A 10,132-nucleotide genomic window follows, 5' to 3' on the forward strand; every position below is an offset into this window, starting at 1 on the left:
TAGAACCACGATGACCAGGCATGACGACTCGAAACTGGTCCGTGGTGCGCGTGCTGCGGGACCGCGCCGCCGGGCTGTATCTCGCCGGGGTGGTGGTCTCCGGCTTCGGTACGTCGGCGCTGTGGCCGGCGTCCGGGATCTGGGTGAAGGACCTCACCGGTTCGGACGGCCTGGCCGCGCTCTGCCTGTTCGCGATGTGGGCGCCGAGCCTGGCGGGCCCGCTGCTGGGCACGCTCGCCGACCTCCCCCAGTCTCGGCTTCGCTCGACCGGGCGGTGCCCCCATCGCCGAAAACCGCTCCTGATCTGGTCGAACCTGACCCTGGCGGCCCTCCTGACAGCCCTCGTCACGGTCGACTCCGCGGGCCGCGTGTGGATCCTCTTCGCCGTCCTGTTCGTATACGGCGCGGTGGGCGTCGTCCAGGACGCGGCCGAGGCGGCCCTGGTGGCCACGGCTGTCGATCCGTCCCTGCTGGGCGACTTCAACGGCCTGCGCATGACGGCGAACGAGGGCATGAAACTGATCGCCCCGCTGGCCGGCGCGGGCCTCTACGCGGCCTACGGCGGCCCGAGCGTGGCCCTCCTGGACGCCGTCACGTTCGTCCTCGCCACGCTCCTGTACGCGTGTGTGCGCGTCCGCGAGAGCACTCCGCCGCCCCCGGCGACCGGCGTGCGCGCCCGGACCGCCGAGGGCGCCGCCTTCCTGTGGCGGCACGACCGGCTGCGCCCGCTCGTCCTGGCGGGCGGCACGACGATGCTCCTGTCGGGCCTGAGCGCCGCCACCCTCTACGCCGTCGTCGAGGGGCTCGGCCACTCCCCCGCGTACGCCGGCCCGCTGTACGTCCTCCAGGGCGCCGGCTCGGTGGCGGTCGGCCTGGTCTCGGGCCCACTGCTGCGCCGCCTCGGGGAGCGCCGGTTCGCTGCGTACGGGATCGCCCTCACCGGCGCGGCCACGGCTCTGCGGGCGGTCCCGGCCGACCTCGCGGTCCTCGGCTCCACAGTGGCCGCCGGGACGGGCCTGCCGTGCGTCCTGATCGCGGGCCTCACCGCCGTGCAGCGGGAAACCCCCGAGGAGTTGCTCGGCCGGACGGCGGCGACCGCGAACACCCTGATGTTCGCGCCCACGGCGATCGGTCTGGCCGTGGGCGCGGCGCTGGTCGAACTCGTCGGCCACCGGGTGCTTCTCCCGCTGTACGCCCTCGCCCTGCTGCTGACCGCGGCCCTGCTCCTTCAGCGCCGGGCGAGCGCGTCCCGTACCGCGTCCAGGTCACCGTCCGACGCCAACCCGGCGTGATAGAGCCGCAGTTCGGTGGCCCCGAGTCCGGCCGCGCGCTCCGCGTCCGCCGCGAGGGTGCCCGGACTGCCGCCCATCCCGGAGACCACGATCAGGTTGGCGGCCAGGACGGCGCCCTCCCGCCGCACCTCCGCGAACGGTGTCAGCAGGCCGGCCCCACCCGTGCACGGCACGACCACGCCGTCCGCGACGGACAGGATGTGCTCGGGGTCCACACCCGGGTTGGCGCCGACGTGGTAGGACACGGGGTCGGCGTGCAGCAGCACCTGGAAGCCGGCCGGGGCCGCCGCCCGGACCGCCGCGACGGCCGCTTCCTGGAGCGTGCGGGCCGTTTCCTCGCGCCACGCGCGCGTGCGGGCGGCCTTGTCGTCGCCGAGTGCCTTCTCGACCCCTGCCCACCCTGCGTGATCCGGTTCGCCCCGCCACAGGGGCTCCAGTGCGGCGCGTACGGCCGCCGCCAGCTCGTCGGGATCGAGGCCCTGGCCGCCGTAACCCGCCCGGCAGGACGGGCAGAAGCAGAGCGCCATCAGATACTGGCCGGCGTCACCGAGCCCGATGGCGCCGGTCTTGTCGTGGGCGTGCAGGTGCGTGAGTCCGTACCAGCCGAGGGACTCCAGTTCCGTACCGCGCGCTCCGGGCCGTACGGCGGCCTCGGCGGCGAGATCGACGAGGTACGCGCGCGTGGCGGGCTGCGCGACACAGGGCGCCCACGGGTAGCGGTCCCCGTAGGCGTTGACCACGGACGTGTCCGGACGGTCGGCGCCCAGGCGGGAGTTGTGCGCGAGGACGACCCAGGTGTGCACGTCGAGGCCCGCCTCGGCGAGGGCGTCGGCGGCCTCGCCGTACGCGTCCCCGGGGGCCCAGTCCCCGGCGGCGTACGGCCGCAGCTCACGGCCCGCCCAGCGCTCGTCCGTGGGGTACAGCACGGCCGCGTGCTCGGCGGTGACGATGCGGTGGCGCGGGTGGCGGGGGGTCAACGCGCGCGTGGAGTGGTACGCGGAGGCCAGGGTCACCTGTTCCACGCCGAGCGCGGCGATCCGCCGGGCGGCGTCCGGGTCGCCGTTGACGTCCCAGGGATAGACGAATGCGGACGCCTTCACACGCTCTCCTCGAACTTGGATTCAACACCGGCATCGCCCTGACGGACGCTGTCGGCACCACCACCAGCACCGGACTCGGCGGACTCTGCATCGGACTCGGCGTCGAGCAGCGCGTAACCGCGCTCCACGAGCCGCACGAGCTGCTTCACATGATCCTCGGTCGGCTCGTGCAGCGGCGGCCGGACCTCTCCGACGTCGAGCCCGGTCTGCCGTACGCCGGCCTTGACGAGCGAGACGGCGTATCCGCGTCCCTGCGCCCGCAGTTCGACGAACGGCCGGTAGAAGCCGTCCACGAGCCGGTTCGCGGTGACGTCGTCGCCGGTGCCCAGCGCCCTGTGGAAGGCGAGCGCGATCTCGGGCGCGAAGCAGAAGACGGCCGACGAGTAGAGGGTGACGCCGATGCCCTTGTAGGCGAGCCCGGTCAGTTCGGCGGTCGGCAGCCCGTTGAAGTACAGGAAGTCGCCGGGCACCTCCGCTCGGACGGCGCTCACGATCCGCTGCATCAGGTCCATGTCGCCGAGCCCGTCCTTGAGCCCGATGATCCCCTCGGTACACGCCAGTTCGACGACGGTCCCGGGCGTGAACACGGCGTTGTCGCGCTGGTAGACGATGACCGGCAGGTCGGTGGCGGCGGCCAGCTCCCGGTAGTGGCGCAGCAGCCCCTCCTGCCCGGCGAGGACCAGATACGGCGGCATGGCGAGGAGCCCGTCGGCCCCGGCGTCCCGCGCGAGACGCGCGTAACGCACGGCGAGCGCGGTGCCGTATCCGGCGCCCGCGACCACGGGCACCCGCCCGGCCGTCGCCTCGACCGCCGCCCGTACGCAGTCCTGGAACTCCTCCGGCGTCAGCGCGTGGAACTCCCCCGTGCCGCAGCACGCGAAGACGGCCGCGGCCCCCGCCTCGACGCCCCGCCGCACATGCGTGCGGTACACGTCGAGGTCGAGCGAGCCGTCGGGGCCGTACGCGGTGACGGGGAAGAACAGCGGACCGCTCGGGACGGTGAGTCGGGCGGCGAGAGGGGCTGGCGTCACGGGCTCTCCCTGGACAGGCTGGACAGGCATTCGTGCACGCTTCTGATTCATGTCTACATTTCTGAACGCTTTCACGCTAAGGGCCCACCGCGGGGCGGGTCAAGCCGAGCGGCACCCTCCCGGGAGCGGAATGCGCAGCTCTGCGCCACACTTGACGACACCCGCCACCGCTCCATAGCGTGTCCACGAATGTGAATGCCGTACACGCATACGGCCGCCACATCAAGGAGGTCCCCAGGACCCCTCCAGGAGCCCGAAGGAGACCCGAGGATGCCCGCTCCCCGCACCGTCCTGCTCACCGGCGCCGCCGGCGGACTCGGCACCCTGATGCGGGACCTGCTCCCGTCCTACGGCTACGAACTGCGTCTCCTCGACCTGCTCCCCGTCGAGGGCGAACCGGACGCGATCACCGCGGACCTCACGGACAGGGCGGCACTGCGCGAGGCCGTGCGAGGTGTCGACGCGATCATCCATCTCGCGGGCATCTCCCTGGAAGCCTCCTTCGACAAGATCCTCAAGGCGAACATCGAGGGCACCTACAACCTGTACGAGGCCGCGCGCGAGGAGGGTGTCGGACGCATCGTCTTCGCCTCCTCGAACCACGCGGTGGGCTTCACCCCCCGCCCCCAGGGCGCCGATCCCCTGATCCCGGTCGACACCCCGCACCGCCCGGACACCTTCTACGGCCTTTCCAAGGCCTTCGGGGAGGATCTGGCCCAGTTCTACTGGGACAAGCACGGCCTGGAGACCGTCTCCGTCCGCATCGGCTCCTGCTTCGCCGAGCCGACCAGCGTGCGCATGCTCTCGCTGTGGATGAGCCCCGCCGACGGCGCCCGCCTCTTCCACGCGGCCCTGACCGCCGAGCAGGTCGGCCACACCGTCGTCTACGGCTCCTCCGCCAACACCCGCCTGTGGTGGGATCTGAGCAGCGCGCGGACGCTCGGCTACGACCCGCAGGACGACTCCGAGCCGTACGCCGAGAAACTCATCGCCGAACAGGGCGAACTCCAGGACGGCAACGAGGCCCACGCCTACCTGGGCGGCCAGTTCGTGACGGACCCCCCGATGTGGCCGTACTGAGCAGACGGACACCGAACGGGCGGCCGGCCGCCTCATTCGGGCACACGAACACATGACCGCCGACCCCTCGGAACGGGCGCACCAGCGCCCTTCCAGGGGCGCGGGGAACTGCGCGACCAGCCACGACCGACCGGCTGCCGCGACACGACCACACAGACCGAATTCGTAGGCCCTCCCCGCCCGAACGGGCGCACGCGGGCACTTTCACCCTCGTAACAGACCTGGTCACCACCCCGCACCCGCTGTAGAACTTCCCCCACAGGGCCCGAACGGGCAACGCGGCAGGAAAGCGGGGGACGACATGACCAACACCGCCGAAGACCGCCAGCGGCACATCGTGCGAACCGCCCGCACCACCGGCTCCGTCGACGTCAACACGCTGGCCGTAGATCTCGGCGTCGCCAAGGAGACCGTACGACGCGATCTGCGCGCCCTGGAGGAGCACGGCCTCGTCCGCCGCACCCACGGCGGCGCCTACCCCGTCGAAAGCGCCGGTTTCGAGACGACCCTCGCCTTCCGCGCCACCAGCCACGTGCCCGAGAAGCGCCGGATCGCCACCGCGGCGGCCGAACTGCTCGGGGACGCCGAAACGGTCTTCGTCGACGAGGGGTTCACCCCACAGCTCATCGCCGAGGCACTGCCCAGGGACCGGCCGCTGACCGTGGTCACCGCGTCCCTGCCCGTCGCCGGCGCGCTGGCGGAGGCCGAGAACACCTCGGTCCTGCTGCTCGGCGGGCGGGTCCGCCCCGGCACCCTCGCGACGGTCGACCACTGGACGACGAAGATGCTGGCCGGTTTCGTCCTCGACCTCGCCTACATCGGCGCCAACGGCATCTCCCGAGAACACGGCCTGACCACACCCGACCCCGCCGTCAGCGAGGTCAAGGCCCAGGCGATCCGGGCCTCGCGGCGCACGGTGTTCGCGGGCGTGCACACCAAGTTCGGGGCGGTCAGCTTCTGCCGGTTCGCCGACATCGGCGACCTGGACACGATCGTCACGAGCACCCTGCTGCCCACGGCCGAAGCGCACCGCTACGCCCTGCGAGGACCGCAGATCATCCGCGTCTGAAGCCCCGACTCCCCCACCCCACAACCCTCTCGAGGACACCCCACTCCCCGGCGTGCCCTTTATGCCCCCATACCTCCAGGAGCGATCCATGCGAACCCCGAGCCGACGGAGGCCACGAGCCACGCTCGCCCTGGCCGCCGCAGGGACGCTGCTCACCCCGCTGCTCTCCGGCTGCTGGGCCGGAGCGGGCGGGTCCGGTTCCGGCGGCGACGCCGTGAACGTCCTGATGGTCAACAACCCGCAGATGGTGGAGTTGCAGAAGCTCACCGCGGCCCACTTCACCAAAGAGACCGGCATCAAGGTCAACTTCACCGTGCTGCCCGAGAACGACGTCCGCGACAAGATCAGCCAGGACTTCGCCAACCAGGCGGGCCAGTACGACGTGGCGACCCTCTCCAACTACGAGATACCGATCTACGCCCGCAACGGCTGGCTGCACGAGATGAACACGTACGTCGCGAAGGACAGCGCTTACGACGAACAGGACGTCCTCACGCCGATGCGCCAGTCCCTCACCGGCGACGACCGCAAGCTGTACGGCCAGCCCTTCTACGGCGAGTCGTCCTTCCTGATGTACCGCAAGGACGTGTTCGAGGCGAAGGGCCTCACCATGCCCCCGCACCCCACCTGGACCCAGGTCGCCGACCTGGCGGCGAAGGCCGACGGCGCCGAGCCGGGCATGAAGGGAATCTGTCTGCGCGGACTGCCGGGCTGGGGCGAGGTCATGGCACCCCTCACCACGGTCGTGAACACCTTCGGCGGCACCTGGTTCGACAAGGACTGGAAAGCGAGGCTCGACTCCCCCGAGTGGAAACGGGCGGTGACCTTCTACGTCGACCTCGTCCGCGACCACGGCGAGTCCGGCGCCCCCCAGGCCGGCTTCGCCGAGTGCCTCAACAACATGACCCAGGGCAAGGTCTCCATGTGGTACGACGCCACCTCCGCGGCCGGCTCCCTGGAGTCGGCTGACTCCCCGGTCAAGGGGAAGATCGGCTACGTACCCGCCCCCGTCGAGAAGACGGAGTCCTCGGGCTGGCTCTACACCTGGGCCTGGGGCATCCAGAAGGCCTCCCGGAACCCCGACGACGCCTGGAAGTTCGTGTCATGGGCGTCCAGCAAGGAATACGAGCAGCTGGTCGGCGACGAGATCGGCTGGTCCGACGTCCCGGCGGGCAAGCGCGCGTCGACGTACGAGAACCCGGCCTACCGCCAGGAAGCCGCCGCCTTCCAGGAGACGACCAAGGAGGCCATCGAGGGCGCCCGCCCCGAGGACCCCGGCGTCCAGCCTCGTCCGGCGCCCGGCATCCAGTTCGTCGGCATCCCCGAGTTCACCGATCTCGGCACCAGGGTGTCGCAGGAGATCAGCGCGGCCATCGCCGGACGCCAGTCCGTCGAGTCGGCCCTGAGGAAGTCCCAGAAGCTGGCCGAGGAGATCTCCGAGGAGTACGAGGGACGATGACCGCGACCACCACAGCCCCGACAGCCACCGCGCCCTCCGTACGCGCCCGGCAGCGCCCCTCCGGCGACCGGCTGCGCGCCTGGGCCACCCGCGCCCCGCTGCTGCCCGCCCTGATCTTCATGATCGCCGTGACCCAGCTCCCCTTCGTGGCCACGCTGGTGATCTCGTTCTTCGACTGGAACGCGCTCTACCCGAAAGCCCGCCGCTTCACCGGCTTCGCCAACTACACGGAGGTCCTCACCGACGCCGACCTGCGCCAGTCGGTGTGGACGACAATCCTGCTCACCGCGGCGGTGGTCCTGGCCAGCCTGGTCCTGGGTCTGGCCCTCGCGCTCCTCCTCGACCGCAGGTTCCGAGGCAGGGGCTTCGTCCGCACGCTGCTCATCGCCCCCTTCCTGGTGGTCCCGGTGGCGGCGGCCCTGCTCTGGAAGCACGTGCTCTACAACCCCGAATACGGCCTGCTCAACGGCCTGTTGCACTACGTGGGAGGCCCCCAGCCGGACTGGATCTCGAACACCCCGCTGCTCGCGGTGGAAGCGTCGCTGGTCTGGCAGTGGACGCCGTTCATGATGCTGATCCTGCTGGCGGGACTGCAGAGCCGCGACCAGCAGCAGATCGAGGCGGCGAAGGTGGACGGCGCGAACGACTGGCAGATCTTCCGCCACCTCACCCTCCCCCATCTGCGCCGCTACCTCGAACTCGGCGCCCTGCTGGGCTCGATCTACATCGTCCAGAACTTCGACGCGGTCTTCACGATCACCTCGGGCGGCCTGGGCACGGCGAACCTCCCCTACACCGTCTACCAGAGCTTCTACCAGGCCCACGAGAACGGCCTCGCCTCGGCGGCCGGCGTCCTGGTGGTCATCGGCTCGATCATCATCGCGACCTTCGCGCTGCGCGTGGTGTCGTCCCTGTTCCGCGAGGAGGCGTCCCGATCATGAGCGCCACGACAGAAACGCCGGAAACGACGGAAGCGACAGAGACGGCGGTACGTATAGACCCCCGCCGCAACCGAGGAGCGGGCCTGGGTCCGCTGGCCTGGCTGGCGGGCATCCTCTTCTTCCTCCCGATCGCGTGGATGGCGCTGACGTCCTTCCACTCGGAGGAGGACGCGGCGACCAACCCCCCGTCCATCGGCGCCGCGCTGACCCTCGACGGCTACCGCGAGTTCTTCGGCACGGGCGGCGGCGCGAGCCCCTGGCCGTCCCTGATCAACTCGACGGTGGCGTCGCTGACTTCGACACTGTGCGTGCTGCTCCTCGCGCTCCCCGCGGCCTACGCCCTGTCGATCCGCCCGGTGCGGAAATGGACGGACGTCCTCTTCTTCTTCCTGTCGACGAAGATGCTGCCGGTGGTGGCGGGCCTGCTGCCGATCTACCTGTTCGCGAAGAACACGGACATGCTGGACAACATCTGGCTGCTGGTCATCCTCTACACGTCGATGAACCTGCCGATCGCGGTGTGGATGATGCAGTCGTTCCTCTCCGAGGTCCCGGTGGCGATCATCGAGGCGGCAAGGGTGGACGGGGCACGCCTCCCCACGGTGCTGACCCGCGTGGTAGCCCCCATAGCCCTCCCCGGCATCGCCGCCACAGCCCTGATCTGCTTCATCTTCAGCTGGAACGAACTGCTGTTCGCCCGAGTACTGACGGGCGTGGTGGCGGAGACAGCCCCCGTCTTCCTGACCGGCTTCATCACCAGCCAGGGCCTGTTCCTGGCGAAGGTGTGCGCCGCGTCGCTCGTCATCTCCCTGCCGGTGCTCGCCGCGGGATTCGCCGCCCAGGACAAACTGGTCCAGGGCCTGTCACTGGGAGCCGTGAAGTGAAGGCAGCCGTCATCGAGTCCGTGGGCAAGGCCGTCGTCACCGAGGTCCCGGACCCGACACCGGGCCCCCGCGAGGTCGTCGTCGAGGTCGCGGCCTGCGGCCTGTGCGGCACCGACCTGCACATCCTCCAGGGCGAGTTCGCCCCTACGCTGCCGATCGTGCCGGGGCACGAGTTCGCGGGCGAGGTGGTGGGCCTGGGTACGGCGGTCACGGAACTGTCGCTGGGCGACCGGGTCGCGGTGGACCCCTCCCTCTACTGCCACGAGTGCCGCTACTGCCGCACAGGCCACAACAACCTCTGCGAACGCTGGGCGGCGATCGGCGTGACGACGCCGGGCGGCGCGGCCCAGTACGCGGTCGCCCCCGTCGCCAACTGCGTGCGTCTGCCGGAGCACATCCGCACCCAGGACGCGGCGCTGGTGGAGCCCCTGTCGTGTGCGGTACGGGGCTACGACGTCCTGCGTTCCCGTCTGGGCGCCCACGTCCTGATCTACGGCTCGGGAACGATGGGCCTGATGATGCTTGAGCTGGCCAAACGGACGGGCGCGGCGAGTGTCGACGTGGTCGACATCAACGCGCAACGCCTGTCCACGGCCCAGTCGCTCGGGGTGTCCGGCTCGGCGACGAACGCGGACGAGCTGGACCGTCCCCAGGGCTGGGACGTCGTCGTGGACGCCACGGGAAACGCGGCGGCGATCCAGGACGGCCTGGACCGGGTCGCGAAGGCGGGCACGTTCCTCCAGTTCGGCGTCGCGGACTACGCGACCCGGGTCACGATCGACCCGTATCGCATCTACAACCAGGAGATCACCATCACGGGGTCGATGGCGGTCCTCCACAGCTTCGAACGCGCGGCGGAACTGTTCGCGGCGGGTGTCCTGAACCCGGAGGTGTTCATCAGCGACCGCCTACCCCTGGGGAACTACCCGCAGGCGTTGGAACAGTTCGCGTCGGGGGTGGGCCGCAAGATCGTGGTGGTGCCGTAGGGGACGCTGCCCACCCACCCACCCGTTCACCGCATCCGACCAGCTCGGCCCTTGTCTCCCACCCACCCACCCGTTCACCGCATACGACCAGCTCGGCCCGAGGCGTCTCAACCCGTCCGGCGTTCACGAACAAGACCCCTCCAGCCCAGCTTCCTGCCCACCCACCTGCCCCCACCCCTCCTGCAGCGCAGGCCATCACCCCGCACCCGGCACCCGGCAGCCCCCGCCCGGCATTTTGCAGCCCCGGCCCGCACCTCCAGCCCGTCCGGCGCTTGAGGACAGGCCCCTCC

General features: G+C 70.7%; 9 protein-coding genes. 7 read left to right on the forward strand and 2 right to left on the reverse strand.

All coding sequences use genetic code 11. The features are described from left to right. Positions 1–20: 20 nt before the first annotated feature. On the forward strand, positions 21–1,292 hold the full coding sequence (locus STRTUCAR8_RS38350) for an MFS transporter (RefSeq protein ID WP_006381719.1): 1,272 nt from the start codon (positions 21–23) through the stop codon (positions 1,290–1,292). Here the strand turns inward: STRTUCAR8_RS38350 and STRTUCAR8_RS38355 are convergent. Both STRTUCAR8_RS38355 and STRTUCAR8_RS38360 read right to left on the reverse strand, forming a co-directional pair. After that, complete coding sequence (locus STRTUCAR8_RS38355) at positions 1,229–2,392, reverse strand: hypothetical protein (protein WP_044473596.1); 1,164 nt, start codon at positions 2,390–2,392, stop codon at positions 1,229–1,231. The two genes, STRTUCAR8_RS38350 and STRTUCAR8_RS38355, sit on opposite strands and share 64 nt — an antisense overlap. Next, the gene (locus tag STRTUCAR8_RS38360; RefSeq protein WP_006381711.1) at positions 2,389–3,423 is read right to left on the reverse strand and encodes a 5-dehydro-4-deoxyglucarate dehydratase; all 1,035 of its coding nucleotides are present in this window, start codon (positions 3,421–3,423) and stop codon (positions 2,389–2,391) included. The genes STRTUCAR8_RS38355 and STRTUCAR8_RS38360 overlap by 4 nt, the downstream gene beginning before the upstream one ends. 270 nt (positions 3,424–3,693) lie before the next feature. Here STRTUCAR8_RS38360 and STRTUCAR8_RS38365 point away from each other — a divergent pair, with 270 nt between their 5' ends. The 6 genes from STRTUCAR8_RS38365 to STRTUCAR8_RS38390 all read left to right on the forward strand — a co-directional run bounded on the left by STRTUCAR8_RS38365 (position 3,694) and on the right by STRTUCAR8_RS38390 (position 9,842). Next, the gene (locus STRTUCAR8_RS38365) at positions 3,694–4,503 is read left to right on the forward strand and encodes an NAD-dependent epimerase/dehydratase family protein (RefSeq protein WP_006381731.1); all 810 of its coding nucleotides are present in this window, start codon (positions 3,694–3,696) and stop codon (positions 4,501–4,503) included. A 301-nt stretch (positions 4,504–4,804) separates the two neighbouring features. Beyond that, on the forward strand, positions 4,805–5,572 hold the full coding sequence (locus tag STRTUCAR8_RS38370; RefSeq protein ID WP_006381723.1) for a DeoR/GlpR family DNA-binding transcription regulator: 768 nt from the start codon (positions 4,805–4,807) through the stop codon (positions 5,570–5,572). A gap of 88 nt (positions 5,573–5,660) precedes the next feature. Continuing rightward, the gene (locus tag STRTUCAR8_RS38375) at positions 5,661–7,031 is read left to right on the forward strand and encodes an ABC transporter substrate-binding protein (protein WP_006381715.1); all 1,371 of its coding nucleotides are present in this window, start codon (positions 5,661–5,663) and stop codon (positions 7,029–7,031) included. Further along, complete coding sequence (locus STRTUCAR8_RS38380; RefSeq protein WP_006381712.1) at positions 7,028–7,972, forward strand: carbohydrate ABC transporter permease; 945 nt, start codon at positions 7,028–7,030, stop codon at positions 7,970–7,972. Before STRTUCAR8_RS38375 ends, STRTUCAR8_RS38380 begins: the two co-directional genes overlap by 4 nt. Then, positions 7,969–8,856, forward strand: a complete 888-nt coding sequence (locus tag STRTUCAR8_RS38385) for a carbohydrate ABC transporter permease (RefSeq protein WP_006381726.1) — start codon at positions 7,969–7,971, stop codon at positions 8,854–8,856. Before STRTUCAR8_RS38380 ends, STRTUCAR8_RS38385 begins: the two co-directional genes overlap by 4 nt. After that, a complete protein-coding gene (locus tag STRTUCAR8_RS38390; RefSeq protein ID WP_006381735.1) occupies positions 8,853–9,842 on the forward strand; it encodes a zinc-dependent alcohol dehydrogenase family protein in 990 nt (329 codons plus the stop codon). The genes STRTUCAR8_RS38385 and STRTUCAR8_RS38390 overlap by 4 nt, the downstream gene beginning before the upstream one ends. Positions 9,843–10,132: the final 290 nt, after the last annotated feature.

The organism is Streptomyces turgidiscabies Car8, assembly GCF_000331005.1.
GTDB lineage: Bacteria > Actinomycetota > Actinomycetes > Streptomycetales > Streptomycetaceae > Streptomyces > Streptomyces turgidiscabies.